The organism is Rodentibacter pneumotropicus DSM 21403 (genome assembly GCF_000379905.1).
Classification (GTDB): Bacteria; Pseudomonadota; Gammaproteobacteria; order Enterobacterales; family Pasteurellaceae; genus Rodentibacter; species Rodentibacter pneumotropicus.
Genome location: NZ_KB904059.1, coordinates 1 through 14,721, shown reverse-complemented (window position 1 = coordinate 14,721; position 14,721 = coordinate 1). Strand labels below are relative to the sequence as shown.

Annotated in this window: 16 protein-coding genes and 4 tRNA genes; 5 read left to right on the top strand and 15 right to left on the bottom strand. The window is 42.0% G+C overall.

All coding sequences use genetic code 11. From position 1 onward, the window contains the following. Positions 1 to 24 precede the first annotated feature (24 nt). From trxA to A3GE_RS0109475, 3 genes are all read right to left on the bottom strand, one after another. Positions 25 to 348: a thioredoxin TrxA gene (gene trxA / locus A3GE_RS0109485; protein WP_018357021.1), complete on the bottom strand. Its 324-nt coding sequence runs from the start codon at positions 346 to 348 to the stop codon at positions 25 to 27. Between the two features lie 119 nt (positions 349 to 467). Beyond that, positions 468 to 1,463 carry a 2-hydroxyacid dehydrogenase gene (locus A3GE_RS0109480; protein WP_018357020.1) on the bottom strand — a complete coding sequence of 332 codons (996 nt, stop codon included), beginning with the start codon at positions 1,461 to 1,463 and terminating at the stop codon, positions 468 to 470. Positions 1,464 to 1,479: 16 nt separating this feature from the next. After that, the gene (locus A3GE_RS0109475) at positions 1,480 to 2,592 is read right to left on the bottom strand and encodes a methionine biosynthesis PLP-dependent protein (protein WP_018357019.1); all 1,113 of its coding nucleotides are present in this window, start codon (positions 2,590 to 2,592) and stop codon (positions 1,480 to 1,482) included. A gap of 248 nt (positions 2,593 to 2,840) precedes the next feature. On the opposite strand from A3GE_RS0109475, the gene A3GE_RS0109470 reads away from it, so the two are divergent. The 4 genes from A3GE_RS0109470 to A3GE_RS0109455 all read left to right on the top strand — a co-directional run bounded on the left by A3GE_RS0109470 (position 2,841) and on the right by A3GE_RS0109455 (position 3,229). Continuing rightward, positions 2,841 to 2,916 (top strand) — tRNA-Gly (locus A3GE_RS0109470). A gap of 6 nt (positions 2,917 to 2,922) precedes the next feature. Further along, positions 2,923 to 2,996, top strand: a tRNA-Cys gene (locus A3GE_RS0109465). Positions 2,997 to 3,017: 21 nt separating this feature from the next. Further along, positions 3,018 to 3,104 (top strand) — tRNA-Leu (locus A3GE_RS0109460). A 49-nt stretch (positions 3,105 to 3,153) separates the two neighbouring features. Further along, a tRNA-Lys gene (locus A3GE_RS0109455) sits at positions 3,154 to 3,229 on the top strand. A gap of 549 nt (positions 3,230 to 3,778) precedes the next feature. Here the strand turns inward: A3GE_RS0109455 and A3GE_RS0109450 are convergent. From A3GE_RS0109450 to A3GE_RS0109400, 12 genes are read right to left on the bottom strand one after another with little or no spacing between them, the layout of a single operon-like run. Continuing rightward, positions 3,779 to 5,380, bottom strand: a complete 1,602-nt coding sequence (locus A3GE_RS0109450; protein ID WP_018357018.1) for a type VI secretion system Vgr family protein — start codon at positions 5,378 to 5,380, stop codon at positions 3,779 to 3,781. Then, a complete protein-coding gene (locus tag A3GE_RS11330; RefSeq protein WP_045414447.1) occupies positions 5,367 to 5,999 on the bottom strand; it encodes a baseplate complex protein in 633 nt (210 codons plus the stop codon). The genes A3GE_RS0109450 and A3GE_RS11330 overlap by 14 nt, the downstream gene beginning before the upstream one ends. Positions 6,000 to 6,045: 46 nt before the next feature. After that, complete coding sequence (locus A3GE_RS0109440; protein ID WP_018357016.1) at positions 6,046 to 6,807, bottom strand: hypothetical protein; 762 nt, start codon at positions 6,805 to 6,807, stop codon at positions 6,046 to 6,048. A 4-nt stretch (positions 6,808 to 6,811) separates the two neighbouring features. After that, positions 6,812 to 7,093, bottom strand: coding sequence for a hypothetical protein (locus A3GE_RS0109435; protein ID WP_018357015.1), 282 nt, complete (start codon positions 7,091 to 7,093; stop codon positions 6,812 to 6,814). Beyond that, a complete protein-coding gene (locus A3GE_RS0109430; protein WP_018357014.1) occupies positions 7,078 to 7,680 on the bottom strand; it encodes a hypothetical protein in 603 nt (200 codons plus the stop codon). The genes A3GE_RS0109435 and A3GE_RS0109430 overlap by 16 nt, the downstream gene beginning before the upstream one ends. Then, positions 7,671 to 9,839, bottom strand: a complete 2,169-nt coding sequence (locus tag A3GE_RS12245) for a phage tail-collar fiber domain-containing protein (protein ID WP_018357013.1) — start codon at positions 9,837 to 9,839, stop codon at positions 7,671 to 7,673. The genes A3GE_RS0109430 and A3GE_RS12245 overlap by 10 nt, the downstream gene beginning before the upstream one ends. A gap of 26 nt (positions 9,840 to 9,865) precedes the next feature. Next, complete coding sequence (locus A3GE_RS0109420) at positions 9,866 to 10,390, bottom strand: phage tail protein (protein ID WP_018357012.1); 525 nt, start codon at positions 10,388 to 10,390, stop codon at positions 9,866 to 9,868. Continuing rightward, entirely contained in the window at positions 10,387 to 11,556 is a 1,170-nt protein-coding gene (locus A3GE_RS0109415; RefSeq protein ID WP_018357011.1) for a baseplate J/gp47 family protein, read from the bottom strand. Before A3GE_RS0109415 ends, A3GE_RS0109420 begins: the two co-directional genes overlap by 4 nt. Further along, positions 11,549 to 11,884, bottom strand: a complete 336-nt coding sequence (locus tag A3GE_RS0109410; protein ID WP_018357010.1) for a DUF2590 family protein — start codon at positions 11,882 to 11,884, stop codon at positions 11,549 to 11,551. Before A3GE_RS0109410 ends, A3GE_RS0109415 begins: the two co-directional genes overlap by 8 nt. Positions 11,885 to 11,887: 3 nt before the next feature. Beyond that, the gene (locus A3GE_RS0109405) at positions 11,888 to 14,002 is read right to left on the bottom strand and encodes a phage tail tape measure protein (RefSeq protein ID WP_018357009.1); all 2,115 of its coding nucleotides are present in this window, start codon (positions 14,000 to 14,002) and stop codon (positions 11,888 to 11,890) included. A 10-nt stretch (positions 14,003 to 14,012) separates the two neighbouring features. Then, positions 14,013 to 14,183, bottom strand: coding sequence for a DUF6890 family protein (locus A3GE_RS12130; protein WP_018357008.1), 171 nt, complete (start codon positions 14,181 to 14,183; stop codon positions 14,013 to 14,015). Positions 14,184 to 14,191: 8 nt separating this feature from the next. Next, positions 14,192 to 14,419, bottom strand: coding sequence for a putative phage tail assembly chaperone (locus A3GE_RS0109400; RefSeq protein WP_235181350.1), 228 nt, complete (start codon positions 14,417 to 14,419; stop codon positions 14,192 to 14,194). 120 nt (positions 14,420 to 14,539) lie between these two features. Here A3GE_RS0109400 and A3GE_RS11320 point away from each other — a divergent pair. Further along, positions 14,540 to 14,721, top strand: a 182-nt coding sequence (locus A3GE_RS11320; protein ID WP_018357006.1) for an HTH domain-containing protein, incomplete at its 3' end; no start/stop codon positions are given.

Here is a 14,721-nt window from a genome sequence, read left to right as displayed (position 1 = left end):
GTTTAATAAGAGGATTTAAGATAATTAAAGATGCTGATTGATGAAGTTGGCTAACTGACCTTTTGGTAAAGCGCCGACTTGTGTTGCAACAACCTCACCATTTTTCATTAAAAGTAAAGTAGGGATACTGCGTACACCGAATTGACCTGCAACAAGTTGGTTTTCATCAACATTGATTTTTACGATTTTTGCTTTGCCGGCAAATTCCGGGGCGAGTTCATCCAATACTGGTGCAATCATTTTGCAAGGGCCACACCATGGTGCCCAAAAATCAACTAATACCGGAATATCAGAACGTAATACATCTGCTTCAAATGTTGCATCTGTTGTGTGTAATACTTGGCTCATTTTTGTTTCCTTTGTTTGTGAATAATGCCCTCAATATATGGACATTTTGCGAAATTACAAGTGCGATCAGAATAGCACGGGTTATTTAAAAGTACACTTATTAATTTAATCACTAAAAGCTAAGAGGGGTAAACCAAGTTTTCACAAGGTTTGCCTGATTTTAGTTTATATACATTGGCAAGTGTAACATCTGCAATACTGGTCAAGGCTTCTTCCGTTAAGAAGGCTTGATGACCGGTAAGCAACACATTATGGCAAGAAGAAAGGCGACCGAATACGTCATCTTGAATGACTTCATTAGATTTATCTTCAAAGAATAAATCACGCTCATTTTCATAGACATCCATCCCCAATGCACCAATTTTACGTTGTTTTAACGCATCAATCGCAGCCAATGTATCAATGAGTGAACCGCGGCTTGTGTTAATAATCATCACCCCGTCTCTCATTTTTGCAAAGGCTTCGCGATTAAGTAAATGGTAATTTTCCGGTGTAGCGGGGCAATGTAAGGTAATCACATGAGATTTTGCATAAAGCTCGTCAAGTTCGACATATTTTGCGCCAAGCTCCTCAACAATAGGATTTTTAAAAGGATCATAAGCAAGGATATGCATTCCAAAGCCTTTTAAAATTCGCATAACGGCAATCCCAATCTTACCTGTACCGATAACGCCCACGGTTCGTCCGTGCATATTAAATCCAATAAGGCCTTCTAAAGAAAAGTTGGCTTCACGGGTGCGTTGATAAGCACGATGAATGCGACGATTAAGTGTCATCATTAAACCGACCGTATGTTCAGCTACGGCTTCAGGGGAATAAGCAGGTACTCGAACCACTTTAAGTCCAAGATCCTGTGCGGCTTTTAAATCTACATTATTAAAACCGGCACAACGTAAAGCAATTGTTTTTACGCCAAGTGTGGTCAATTTTTCCAATACTTTTCGACTCCCGTCATCATTAACAAAAATACAAACCACTTCGCAATGTTCTGCTAGGCGGGCTGTGCTCTCATTCAACATGAAGTCGAAAAATTCAAGATCAAAACCGTATTTTGCATTGATTAATTCAAAGTATTTACGGTCATAGTTCTTTGTACTATAAACTGCAATTTTCATCTTACCCCCGAGAGGATTATTTCAAATGAGAAAATGCCTGAAGTAAATCTGCTTTGATATCTTCCACATTTTCGATGCCCACAGAAAAACGTAGCAATGTATTAGTGATTCCCCGAGCTACACGTTCTGTTTCCGGAATATCCATGTGGGTTTGAGTTGCCGGATAAGTGATAAAACTTTCTGTGCCGCCAAGGCTTTCCGCAAAGGTGATGAGCTTGATTGATTTCAAGAAAGTATTGATCCAATTTTCATCTTTCAAACGAAAAGAAAGCATTCCTCCTTTGTTTGGATAAAGAACAGAATCAACCTGTGGTTGGGATTTTAAAAATTCAGCAATAGCTTGAGCATTTTCTTGATGGCGTGTCATTCGTAAAGAAAGCGTTTTCATTCCTCGGATAGTCAGCCAAGAATCAAAGGGCGAAAGTACTGCACCTGCGCCATTTTGAATATAAGCAATACGCTCACAAAGTTTCTGACCTTTCGCCACAATCAGACCTACAAGGACGTCATTATGACCTGCAATATATTTAGTACCGCTATGGATAACAATATCAGCTCCTAAATCAAGTGGACGGGAAAGAACAGGCGTCAAGAAGGTATTATCGACAATTAACATTAATTGATGTTTTTTGGCGAGTTTTGCGATCTCTGCCACATCGCATTCTTCCATTAGCGGATTGGATGGTGTCTCGATGAAAATCGCTTTGGTATTCGGTGTAATGGCTGCTTCAATTTCTGTGACAGATGCTGTATTAACATAAACGGGTTTTACACTATTGTTGTTTTTGTAGGAAAAATCTAAAAGACGGTAAGTTCCACCGTAAACATCGCTGGAAACAACCCATTCGTCAGGGGCGGTAAAAAGAGTCATTAGTACTTGGATTGCCGCCATACCGGATGAAAATGCAAAGCCCTGATCTCCATGTTCTAATTGGGCGATCGTGTTTTCTAATACTGAGCGGGTTGGATTTTTTGTGCGGGTATAATCAAATCCCGTACTCTCACCAATACCATGATGCCCGTATGCAGTAGAAAGAAAAATTGGCGTAGAAACCGCACCGGTGCGTTCATCGCTACGATTACCTGCTTGAGCGAGTAGGGTATCAATTGCATATTGTTGTGTTGTCATAATATCCTCAAAAATAATTTAAAAAGTGACCGCACTTTTTTTATTAAAAAAAGAATGAAAACATTTTGGCATAAAGCCTAAAGTGATAAAAGAAGAAATTAAGAGATAACCATAAATTTCATTTTTTCATCATTTATTGTAAATAATTTAAACGAAATGCAGTTTTTTTAGACGGTTAAGATTTTTTTTAATATCTATGATTGACAGTGTTTAAAATTTCCGTAAAATGCGCACCACTAACAGCGAATGCGGGAATAGCTCAGTTGGTAGAGCACGACCTTGCCAAGGTCGGGGTCGCGAGTTCGAGCCTCGTTTCCCGCTCCAATTACTGGCGTGTTAGCAAAGCGGTTATGCACTGGATTGCAAATCCATGTAGCTCGGTTCGACTCCGGGACACGCCTCCATAATACGCTATAAGTTAGTTTGCCCGAGTGGTGGAATCGGTAGACACAAGGGATTTAAAATCCCTCGCCTTTCGAGGCGTGCCAGTTCAAGTCTGGCTTCGGGCACCATTTAATAAAACCTTAGTTTTATAAAAAACTCCTTTAAAACCCTACACTTGGGTCGTTAGCTCAGTCGGTAGAGCAGCGGACTTTTAATCCGTTGGTCGAAGGTTCGAATCCTTCACGACCCACCAATATTATCCAAGTGGCGACAAAGTGGCGGTAAGAATTCCGCGTCAATTTTCTTTTAACTTCCTTTCTGTTTCTGTCAGTGGCGATAACCGCCAGTCGGTTAAACTGAAATGAATTTTGTCTGTTCATCATCACGGAAAATCTAAAAATCTTTTATAAATTAATACCTTATTGATATTTATCTGTTTTCAATGATCCCTTTTAAGTGAAAAATACTGTAAAAGTCTGTAATTTTTACAGTTAAGATCACTCTTCTTTGTATGAAATGATCCCTTTTACTTCAAATAGTTATCTAATTTTATTGCCTGAAATTTAACTGAAAAAACGCAAATTTTTAACGTAAATTCGGCGGGGGAGGAAGTGGATTTTCCGTGACTTAAGGTTTTACGCGGAAAAATTCCGTGAGATTGGTTTGATATGTTTTACTATGCTAATTTCTTTAATAAACAATGAGTTAGATTTTTCGTGATAGATGTCGACGAAATGAATTTCGTCGAGATAACAAAAAGCCGCAACATTGTGCGGCTTTGGTTTGATGTGAAATGTCGGCGTTACTCAATAATCGGTGTTAGTTTGTCTTTTATTGCTTGTGCCTTGTTTGCTTGTTGATTAAATGTGCTTGCTTGGTTTGGCTGTGGTGAACCGCCATGAGTGTGTGTCGCTAATGTACTTGCTACTTCTCCCAATAGTTGAATTGTATCTTCTAACAATCTAAAAATGTTTTGCCCCTCTGATCCCATATAACTAATCGGTGCGACAATTTTATTTTTTTCATCTGAAACGCGTAGTGCCAATCCTATAATCTTTTCTTGTAGCGTTCCGCCTGTTCCTTGGGTGCGATTGCTTGCCGTGGTGTCGTTGATACTACCCAACACACTAACGGTTTTATTTCCGCCGATGGTTTGGGTACTGTCTGCATCGACGGTTTTTGTTGAAGTGCCGATTTGTTTTACTTCGCTGTCTGTTTCGATATGGCGTTCATAAGATTTATCGGTAATCTTCTGATCCGTTTCGCGAATCTTATTGCCTGCTGCGTCAGTGCGCTCATACACTTCGGGCCGTTGTTGCTTAAGTTGTTCACCCGGTGCAACACTCGGCACGGTTTTGCCTTGTGCCAACATAGTTCGCACAAAAGGTTGATCGCTACGCCCATAAGCAAAACCGACTTCAACCATCGTGCCAACTTCCGGAAAGGCAAAATCACCACCTTGTGAGCCTGTACTTGTTACCGGCAACGGCACAGCGGGATAAACCGGCACGGATTTATCTTCATTTCCGTTTTCGTCCAATAACTGCAACTCAACGGCGTATTTCGGGCGGAACGGATCAGAAATATCACCACCACTTGAAGGATCTGCAATACCGACTACTTTGGCATATTTCGGCAAGTGATAACCACCCGCCAATTCGGGGAACGTTTTTTCCATTTGACGGCGTTCGGGGCTTTTCTGTTCCGGCTTGCCGTTTTTGTCTAAGTTTTCCCATGACAACACATAATCATCTCCGTGCAATTCCACTTTCTGAATTTTATTGCCGTTGATGATGGCGCCGGGGCGAATGGCGGCAGTAATAGGAATTGTCATATCGTTACTGCCGCTTGTCAGTGTCATCCCTTCGTCAAACTCAATATTCTTGCCCACCCAACGTGAATCTTGGTGTGAACCGATAAATAACGAACCATCGGGCGATTGTTGCCACATATAATCCGGAATTTGATATTGTCGCCCGATATTGGCTAAAAGCTGATAACCGCTTCCGTTATGGGTAAATAACGAAATTGGCGTATCAGCATAATCCGCTTGTGGTACTTTCACCGGGATTTTAGTTTTCTGTGTAATCCACGTGCATAAGTCGCGCAGTGTGATATGACGATGGGAGCAATTCAATGTCTTTTCAAAAACCGATACTTTTTCACGAATGAACAATTTTTTATAGCCGTTTTCTGCACCTTGTTCGCGCTCCACAATACCATCGAACCATTTGTAATAATGATCATATTCTCCCATCTCAAAGACCGCACTTTTGCCGATACAGTCTTTTTCGGTGCGAACCGTTACGAATCCTCGTCCGGTGTTGTTTAGTTCAAGGATGATTTGCTCGTCGGCAAGTTCTAATTCCTCGCCATCAAGAAGAAAGGTTTTAATTATTTTCATTGTGTCTGCTCCAATCTCCTTTTTTTGCGGCTTCCCAAGCTCCGCCCCAATCACCTTGATTAATTCTTCCTGATAAACTTGTATCTTTTTCTGTTCCCGATGTTTTTTCTTTTACCTCGGAAGATTTACCTTGATTTTCGACCGCACTTTTCGCAACTGGTGCTTTCTCTCCCTGTGTCTTTGCTTTTGGTTTTTTCTTGCGTTGGTCTTTTTTCTCGGCAACGGAATTGACCTCGCGCAATGTAAAGGATACCGACCAACCCAACTGTCCGCTTTGTTCGGTTGCTGATACTTCGCCGCTGAATTGAACTTCGCGCATATTTACCGCCTCTGCGGCGGTGCAAGATACGCGGTATTTGCTTTGCTCACCCTTGCCGTCTTCGGATTCGGCAAGATTAAATAATTGTGTGAGCCATTCTTTGCGTGAGTATGGAATAAAACCCAGTACGTTTAATTCCTTGGCTTTTACACCTTTATCGGATTTCTTCGTGCTTGATTTTTGTCCGCTCATGTCTTTTTCTTCGCGTTTAACTGACACACTTATCATAATATTGTGTAAGTAAATCGGTGTGCCGTTTAGCGCAAGTTGTACGCTTGGGTTGCGTTTTGTTGTTCCCATTGGTGCTAGTCGTGATGTGGTGCGCTCTTGGGCAACAAAAGGGATTCTAGTCATTTTGCAACATTCCTTTGATATTAGTTAAATCTGCACCGACAAACATCACGCACGCGGTGAACACATTGCCCGATGTCGGCACATTCAATTTGATTTTTGTTTCTGCGACTTCAAGATAATCCGAAACAGAAAACGCATACACATTCGTTGATGTTGTTAGCATTTTTGCCACTTTCTCATTGTTTTGTTTATCACGCTCTTTCTTTGCCGCCTTTAATGCTTCAATAGCTGCCATCGGGTCTTTGGTTTGTGCCGCAACTGCGGTGGCGGTTGCATTGCGCAGAATACTTTGCATAGTACGGGCTGAACCCGGTGTAATATCCGTACTATTAGAAAATGAAGGGCTTGCCATAGTCGGCGTTTTTACCATTTTTGTAGTTTGTAAGTCTTTGCTTGATTTTGCATAGTCAAGTGCTTGTTTAAATGTTGGCTCGGGCAAAAGCTCGCGCACATTTGCTAAATCGGCAATAAACTGTTCAATGTTGTTATTTGTCACCATGATGGCGACAACATCTTGCACACCTTTAGGGCGATTCGGATCGGCATAATCCACTAATTTTGCCGCCAGTGCTTTTACCGCATTTTCGGGCGATAAATAATGGTTTGATTTTTCTTTGATCCCGTGCGACCAATTATGCACGCCTAACTTTGTGCCGGTCACAGATAGCGAAAAAGGGGATATAATCCCCTTTTGTGCATTTTCTAATACTATTCTTGACTGTGGGGCGAGTTTTAATTGTTGTTTTTGCCACATTGCATTATCCCTCAATCGCCTGAAAATCAGCCGGATATTGTCGCCGTTTCACCTCGCTTTCATAGGCGGTCTTGCAATGATTCGGATCTCGGAACAAGCCATTGACGAATTTATACCAAAAACGCCACCGCTTTTTAGGGTTTTCAGTTAACATTGCACCACGATAACAACGGCTTGAAAATGTTTCATCCGCACCACCGCCCGTGAGTGCGTTAAATAATTGGTCAATCGCGATAATGACGTTATAACCCCAATTTTTTAACTTGTGTTTTACAGTTTTTGCCATTGCTCAATCTCCTGTTCAATTTGGTCTAGTTCTTCTAACGTTTGCGCTTGTTCGATATGGGTTTCAAAATTTTGCTTAATTGCAAAAAGTTTACCCATCACAATGGCGAACAAATCCGCTTTTTCGATGACTTTTTGTTTCAACTCTTCAATGTTTTTTAAGTCGTCACGACCCTTGAAGATTTCAGTTAAAATCATTTCCGGCAATTCATTTCTCGCTTCACGTTCTTGACGGTAAAAACTGTCAATCTCGGCTTGAGAATACCCTTGCAGATATTGCATTTTAAATTGATCGGTTTTGTCCGCAATGCGTTGTAAAAGGGTTGTTTTGCGTTGGGTGGTAAGTGCGGTTATTTTGGTTTTTGAAATAATCCACTCACCATCTTTTAATTCGTGAGCCGGACTGGGTTGTGGCTCAAGCAGTACTGGGGTTCCTTGTTTATCACTGATGATTTGTTTTCCTTGCTCTTGCCCCTCAAGCAACTCAATATATTTTTCTTCGCTGATTTCTATCGCGCCTTCCGGCACAAACCCGCCAAAATCATCATTAAAAAATCCGTCTTTAAAATAAATTGCCATTATCTCCATCTCCCGATTGCCAAAAATTGCAAGCGGCACAACCTCTGATTAGCGCTACCACTCTCATAGTTATACCAATATAATGTAGTGTTTGTTGATTTAGTAAGTATATTTACTCCTGCATTATGATTCTCCTCTAGAGATGTGGTGATGTTGCCAAACACTATGGGTTTACCAACAAAAGCCGCAGCCCAAGTTAATTGTTTTTGCCCAGAACCGCCCAGTCCGGAGTTAGCGCCTAAAATATCATTGAATTCAGCGAAATAAGTCTGAATCATCGTTCCGTCTGGATAGCGTCTAACTTCGAAATTACCAATTTTTTGATAGGTAAAATCTTCAAGTAATGCCAGCGTACCGCCTTTCTTCCGCAAAGAAACCGTATTAATATTTGTTCCGTTTGCTTCCCTATACATAATAGTCAGCATGTTAGTTGCGGAATGAGGATTGCCTTCAAATCTGACGTAGCGACCCGATAAATTTTTTATATTTAATCCCGTCCAATCAGAATCCTCCAGAATCATTCCCGGCGCGACAAGCGTTTTATTTGAGTAAACCGAATTCGCAAGCAATTCGATCGAGGTATTATCAGTATAATTGAGCACGACAACATCGTTACTTGTACTATTTCGTAGCCCGACAGCATATTTATTCACCCCGCTTCTTTTACCTTTAAGCAACGAATCATCCGTATCAATGACCAGATTTCCGGTCATCGTATCGCCCGATTTTGACACTCCGTTTAAGCCGTCAATGCGTTTCCAGTCACTCCAACCATTTTGATTTTTCCCTCGCGCATAAATGTGATTATCGTGATAACTGATATAAAGCTGCTGTGCGCCAAAGCCGGAGCTTCCAGTCACTATCAGCTTCCCGGCTTGTTCTATTGGATAATGTCGAGCTGATGTTGAGTTGGAATTTAAAGATTGTCCGTAAATGCCGGAGGCTGTAACACTGTTTAAATCCTCGTTTGATAACGCAAGTCCAAATGCACGTCTATTTGCGTTATTATCTGCGGACACGGCTTTATCATAAGCCGTTTTAGCTGCTAAACTTGTCGCCACCGTATCAGATGACGCACTATTAACCGCGTTGGATTTTTTGCTGTTTAAGATAAACGATGTTGTGACATAGCTTCGCAAGGCATCAATCAGAGCCTTTAACCCTTTCGCCCCTTTAGCTGTAAATGCCATATCTTCCGAATCGGAATCAAAGCCGGAAAATAATTTCACAATCCCGCGTTTCGCAGTACTCGCAATAGGTAATTTATGCGCATGTCCGCGTTGCTCTTTTGTATTTTCGGTAGTGTCACTTAGTTCAAGCGGATTGATTCCCAGAAACGGCGAAAGCAAGCGACGATCAGTTACGTTGCCTTGTCTATCAATATCTGCAAGGATTTGCACATAGTGCTGACGGTTTGCCGTATCTACATAATCATCTCTGGGAGTGGTGAGATACTTAATTTCTGTTTCATACGCGCCTGTTACTGTGCAGTGATGCACTACGTCGGCATAAATGGAGCATGGCAAGTTATTGGCAGTGATATTATGTACTGCGCCTAAATCCATGCGCACCCCTTCTGCATAGGCTATGCCCGGTTGAATGGTAAATTGATTGCCTGTTTTATGCCGGACTAAAAATCCCTCATCAAAAAACACGGCGCGGCCATAAAGATCGCGATTGGTTAAACGGATTTTTTCATCAAGCCCGTGCAAACGCACAGTAAAATCAATTTGCCACGTTTTGGCGTTCACATTTACGCCGGTTAAGGCTTTTGCGCCCGTAAACTCTAAAAGAATGTTGCGCGTAATGCTATTGCCTTGCACGGTATTTTTGTTGCGTATTTTCTTCACCGGTTCTGTTTGTACGGCAACAGCAAGCATATTTTTTGATTTGTTGATTAAGCCGATAAAATTGAAATCAAAATCGCCCACTTCCGTGCCAATCGTCACAGAATACACAACAGAATTTTCATTGATGACACCGCTTTGTGATACCGCTTGGCGGTGTACAATTTGTGCCGCTGTCGGCATGGTAAGGTGTTGTGCAAGATTGTTTTCATTCAAGCCCGGAACATTGGCAAAAATAAATTCATCAAACTGCACTGTGCCGCCTGCAATGGTTTGCTCTGCGATGTAGCGTTCAAATTGTGGCGTGATTAAACTTGCCATAAATAAACCTCTTTTAATTGTTATTGTCAGTTCACTTTCACGTAAAAGCTTTGATAATCGTGATTAAATTCACCGTGGTGAATTGTCACGCTTTCTTTGGTAATCACTTCAAAGGTGTAGCGCCGACAGGTGCGGCCATATTTGCGGATGATTAAATTTAACAATTCCGTTTTCTTGGCTAACTGGGAATCGCTTACACGAATTTTGATGACATCCCAGTTTTCCGTGTCAAAACGTTCTTCAATTTCCACATAACCGATCCCCAATCGCTCAAAGATTCGGATAAAACCTGCTTTGCTGCCGGCATCTTTGGCATTCAAAAAGGCATATTTCACGCGCTTGCGGAAGAGTTCCAACGATTCACCCTCGAATCGTTCCACATCACGTTGATAGGCGATTAAATTTAGAATGCGCTCGCTGCAATGTTCTTCATCTAAAATATTGAAGGGAAATTTGACCGCACTTAGAACATAATCCCACCATTTGCCAAATAGCGCGGCGATTTTGTTCAGTTCGCCTTTATCCATCCAGAAGGGGAGTTTTATTTTCATTTTTGCACTGTCACCGATAATTGTTGGATTCGTGGGATAGATAACTCGCTTTTGATGTCGGTTTGTCCCCATACGATTGATGCAATTTCGCTGATGTTGTCGTGTATTTCCTCACCCAATTTCGACCAACTAAAACGGCTGAATGGGTAGGTTTTTGTCACGCTATAATTATTGTTTTCGCGAAACGCACAACGGATCATATTTTCTACTTGGATTAAAATTTCTTGCCGGCGAACATCTCCCACAAAAATAGATGGACGGAAATAAATTGCACAAGTTAATCTATGTTGCGTTTCCGGCATAGCGTAACAAAGCAAATCGTCACCGTGACCATGAAAGCCTTCGTCACGCACGTGGCGATTGACTTTATCAATAAACGGCTGACTGGTTACGCCTGTATCTAACAACAAATAGGCGTTTGCCGTTCCCGGCCCACGTGGCGCATCATGTTTAAAATAAATTCTATCCACAGATAAGGCGGCGACCTTGGCAATCATGCCCTTGTACACGCTATCTATGTGGTGTTGCCCCACGCTAGAAAACTGTGTGCGGTAACGTTCGCGTAATTCGTCGTTGGTTTCCCGATCCGCTCCCGGCGAGGTGAGCCAATCTTCTAAATTTTCAACCGCACTTACGCCTGCAACGGATTCCGGCAAAATGCGGTAGTATCCGGTGGCGAGGTTGTAATTTGCGCCCGACTCTTCGGCAACAACTGGCACGGGTGCACGCAATGTCCCTTTAGGGATGACAGTATCTTGTGTAACGACTAATCGAAAAATAACATCATTAATGCGTTCGGTTTGAACTACCGTTCCCGCTTTGATAGTGAGTTCGGTCAATTCGCTTTCTTTCGTAAAATGAATCACCCCCTCGGCTTTAGTTGCGGGTTTAAAATCTAACCCTACTGACCAAGCCTGCAACTGCAACCAACTATCTTTAGCAGTTTTTACAAATAGATTCGGTAAAATTTCCGCAATTAAGTGATCGGTGAGCCATTTAACCGGTTTTACCGCAATAGCGGTGATTAGTCGCCAAAACGGGCTCATCCGCGACGTGTTGGTGATTAAGCCTTCTTCTGCGGTTAAGCGTTCAAATTCTTGGCGGATTTGGTTTTCTTCCGTCGGTAAGCCACTTTCGGCTAACATTTGTTTAAAATTTTCACTCATTGAGGCTTAACTCCAGTTCATTTAACGCGCCAAATTCGTAAGTGTCAGCAGTGATAAATAATTGTCCTAATTTTTCTTCAATAATCGATACCGTGCCGGGGATCAACCGCACATCTTCTTCCACTAAAAGCACCATTTGCAAAATAATGTCGCGGCGTAGAATGCGCGATCGTTCGGCTATTAATTGCGTAGCAAGTCCGCTTTCTAAGATGGCGTGTTTGATGTCTTGTGCGATAGATATGCGGTTATCACAAATTAATGGCTGATTGCCACTATCTAACGTGATGTCTTCGCCGGTAATGAGTAAATCAAGGTAAAGTTTTTCCATTTATCATCCCGCTGCCAATTGTTCGCGATTGCGCATTTCTTGCCACACTTTCTTGCCATCGTTGCTGTTAATAGTGACACCGCCGTAATTAATGGTTTTCGTAGTGTGTTGGTTTTGCGTAATAGCTTTACTAACTGAACCGCTTGGCATTTTGGTGAATTGTGGTTTGGTTCGTTCACTCAATTCAAATTTCGGCGATGTTGTATTTAATGCGCCAATTTGATTTTGCATTTGCAATGCTTGCGCCCCAATAGATGCGCCCACGGCGGTTGCACTGCCTTTTTCCGGTAATGTGCTATCATCCCATTTTGGGATTAGCGGTATATTAATGCCCGGCAAATTATTCGCCATTTTGATGATGGCATTAATTACATCGGTAAACGCATTCACAATGCTTTTAAATGCTCTTGAAAAAATATTTCCTAATGCTGTTGCAATGTTTAAAAAGCTTTCAATCGGTTTGTTACTGTCCCAAAGGGTAGTGACGGCCATCCATCCTTCAATAATCACATTCGTGACAATAGCGAATAAATCGGCGGTAAAACTGAATGCTTGAGCGACTAATTCAACTGCACTAAGTAATGTATTAAATACCACGCCCACTGCATAACCTACATCTATGCCGAATTGCTGGAAACTATATGCAGAATCTGATGCGCTACCAAATAAACCGATAATACGCCCGATGGTTGCGCCGATACGTTGTAATGCTCCCCACACAATCGAAAACGCAGAAAATAACGGCGCAAAAGATACTCCCGCAATTTTAAAACCTGCCACAAAGCCGGTGATGAAATCCATAAATTGCGCACGGAATTTATAAATCACGATGCCTAACCCGATCACTGCCGCCGCAACCAACATCACAGGACTGGCTAAAAAGGCAAACGCTATACCGATTGCGGAAATAACACCGCTCATCAATGTGAGTGCGGCAGTTAAACCTGTGAACCCGATCAACGCGCCGACGGCATAGCCAATCCAACGCGCAATATTTTTGTAAGTGCGTAGCCAATTTGTAAATTCTTGCCCCATGTCGGCAATGCGATTCATCAACGGCTCAATGCGGGCAAGAATCTGTGTTCCGATGGCAATTTTGATATTTTGGAAAATTGCCTGAAAACGCATCCATGAATCGGTCACGGTTTTTGATATAGCCATGGCATCGTCAAGGGTTTTCATTTTGTCTATTTCGGCAATATCGGCTTTGAGTGAATCAATCTTAGGTAACAGATTATTAATCACCTGTGCCGCCTCTTTCGTTCCAAAGGCTTTTTGTAGTTCGTATAAATTTTCTGAATTTAACTCTCCGTACTTGCCTTTGATTTTTTCCAAAATATTAATCATCGGTAACATCTTGCCCCTCGAATCAAGGAAAGATAAACCTAGTTTTTTCTGTGCTTTTACTGCACCGTTTAAAAATGCGGCATATTTTGTACCGGCTAAACCACCCTCAAATACGTTTTGTAAGTTACCAATAATGGCAAATTGTTCGGCAGTTTTAATCCCGTGGTCTTTCGCGGACGATCCTAAATTGGTGTAAGCCTGCATTAAGGATTCGCCTGATGATTTGAATTTGTTTGCGGTGACGGTGGCTTGTGCGGAAATTTGCTCAACCCATTTTTCTTTACCGATTTTTGCCGCCTCGTCGCCGAAAATGCCGTATAACTGGGAAACATAAGAACCCATGGCTTTTACATCTGAACCGGTGGCTTTCGCAAGAATATTTGAGCTTTTAGAAAAGGCGATCAATTCGCTGTCGGTTAAACCGTCAATCGCACGGGCTATTTCGTTGGTTGAATTAACCACATCCGTTGCCGCACCACCATAAGTGGCGGAAAAATCAAGGGCAAAATCAGTGATTTTATCTAATCCCGCTTGTTCTCTCCCTGTGGCTTTTACTTCATTTAATGCGCGTGAAAAATCAATAGCCGGATCAAGGGCATTCTTAAGTGATGCACCGGCGGCAATAACGCCCGCAGCACCTAATCCGATGCGTCTCATTGCATCTTCACCGCGCTTGCCTAAGTCATCGATCGTTTTCATTACACCTTTGAGTGGTGAGGATAATTGATCGGTTAAGCTGATGATGTACTCAAGCCCCTGAATTGCTGCCATTGTTTAACCCTTAAAATACCTTGGCGATACCACTTGCCACGGCGTTTGCCTGATTCTCAAAATACTGTTTATGTAACCATATTGCGCGCGCTAAATTATATTCGCTGTTGTCGGCGTGTGGGAGATAGTGCATACGTAGCGCAATAGCTTTCGATAAACCATTGCGCTCGATGCTATCCACACGCGATGCTAGTTTTTTACCGTAATATTAATTTTCGGCACTAACACCTCATTCACCTTGCCCGCAAGCGTTCCCGCAAGCCCCGGCACGTTAATTATTTCTAACAAATCTTCTCTTTGTTCTCGCGCCACAATAGTGAGCAAATAATCTTTGATTGGTGTCACTTTATTATCAGTCGTGATGTCGTTCATCATCTGATCGTATGCGCTATTATCGCGAATAAACGTAAAATCCACACCCTCCACGTGTTAATGATCATGCAAAAATGCGCCAGGCTGATGCAGTAAGATCATCGAAAAGTGATCCACTGCATCTTTTGATAAACTCCTTGTTATTTAAACAGGGAATAACCTGGTATGCTTTGCATGGAAACCATCTTAAAAATACGTCGCCTTTATCATAAAGAGGGGCTTTCTCAGCGTAAAATCGCTGAAAAACTTCGACTCAGCCGTCGTACCGTCAAAAAATATCTCAATATGATTGAGATTCCCAACTATCAACGTCAACACACCGATTCACCTAAATTAGGGCCTTATAA

Coding starts and splice junctions, on each gene's coding strand:
- A3GE_RS0109450 (WP_018357018.1), bottom strand. CDS start 5,380: ATGAAAATAATTAAAACCTTTCTTCTTGATGGCGAGGAATTAGAACTT.
- A3GE_RS0109420 (WP_018357012.1), bottom strand. CDS start 10,390: ATGAAAATAAAACTCCCCTTCTGGATGGATAAAGGCGAACTGAACAAA.
- A3GE_RS12245 (WP_018357013.1), bottom strand. CDS start 9,839: ATGGCAAGTTTAATCACGCCACAATTTGAACGCTACATCGCAGAGCAA.
- A3GE_RS0109410 (WP_018357010.1), bottom strand. CDS start 11,884: ATGGAAAAACTTTACCTTGATTTACTCATTACCGGCGAAGACATCACG.
- A3GE_RS0109435 (WP_018357015.1), bottom strand. CDS start 7,093: ATGGCAAAAACTGTAAAACACAAGTTAAAAAATTGGGGTTATAACGTC.
- A3GE_RS0109475 (WP_018357019.1), bottom strand. CDS start 2,592: ATGACAACACAACAATATGCAATTGATACCCTACTCGCTCAAGCAGGT.
- A3GE_RS0109480 (WP_018357020.1), bottom strand. CDS start 1,463: ATGAAAATTGCAGTTTATAGTACAAAGAACTATGACCGTAAATACTTT.
- A3GE_RS11330 (WP_045414447.1), bottom strand. CDS start 5,999: ATGGGAACAACAAAACGCAACCCAAGCGTACAACTTGCGCTAAACGGC.
- A3GE_RS0109415 (WP_018357011.1), bottom strand. CDS start 11,556: ATGAGTGAAAATTTTAAACAAATGTTAGCCGAAAGTGGCTTACCGACG.
- A3GE_RS0109405 (WP_018357009.1), bottom strand. CDS start 14,002: ATGGCAGCAATTCAGGGGCTTGAGTACATCATCAGCTTAACCGATCAA.
- A3GE_RS0109430 (WP_018357014.1), bottom strand. CDS start 7,680: ATGGAGATAATGGCAATTTATTTTAAAGACGGATTTTTTAATGATGAT.
- A3GE_RS0109440 (WP_018357016.1), bottom strand. CDS start 6,807: ATGTGGCAAAAACAACAATTAAAACTCGCCCCACAGTCAAGAATAGTA.
- trxA (WP_018357021.1), bottom strand. CDS start 348: ATGAGCCAAGTATTACACACAACAGATGCAACATTTGAAGCAGATGTA.